The following is a 707-nucleotide window of genomic DNA, read 5'->3' as shown; positions in this document are numbered from 1 at the left end:
TCGCCGCGGAGCTGCAGTCGGCTGCGTTGAGTTATCAGAATGTGGTGACTCAGCTGGCCAGTGAGGAGTGGGCGGGCCATGACGGTGGGGCGGAATCCGTAGCGGGGGCCGGCGCCGGCGTGGGTGCCGTTGCCGACTCCGGCCAGGGGCATGCCGCCGAGCAGGTTGCCCGGTCCCCCGGCTGCCTCGGGTGCGGCGCTGATCGCGCTGACCGGGAGCGCGGTGTGGCCCATCGCCGGCAGCGCCGGGGCGCCGGTCCAGGCTACCGGCACCGACAACTTGCCACCGATGGAGGCCGCCCCACCGATAGCCGCGGCCGGGTGCACCGCTCCGGCACCGCCGCCGAGCAGACCACCGAGCCCACCCAGACCGGGCAGCGCCTTGGCCGCCGCCGGAGCCGCACCACCGATCAACCCCACCGACTTGGCGATCTGGGTGAAGGTGTTGGCCATACCGGTACTGAAGTACGGCAGACCCTCGGTGTTATAGAACAGGCCGGCGAACGGGCTGTAGCCGTTGACGAGTGTGCCCAGGTTGGTGGGGATGGTGGTTTGGCCGGTCAACAGGAACCACAGCTCTTGCAGCGGGTTGGTCGTCGTCTGAGCGGCGGCGGCGGCCTGCGGGGCCGCGGTCGTCGTGGCGGTGGTGGCCGCCTTTTGCGCGACGTTGGCCGCGTTGCCGGCGGAAGTGTTGGCCGCCGCGTTGGC

General features: G+C 71.4%; 1 protein-coding gene. It reads right to left on the bottom strand.

Going from position 1 to position 707, the window contains the following annotated elements:
• Positions 1-707, bottom strand: a 707-nt coding sequence (locus A9X03_RS14980; protein ID WP_197696086.1) for a PE/PPE C-terminal domain-containing protein, incomplete at both ends; no start/stop codon positions are given.

The organism is Mycobacterium sp. E1715 (assembly GCF_001667625.1).
In the GTDB taxonomy this organism is placed as follows: domain Bacteria; phylum Actinomycetota; class Actinomycetes; order Mycobacteriales; family Mycobacteriaceae; genus Mycobacterium.
This window is presented reverse-complemented; position numbering and strand designations above follow the sequence as displayed.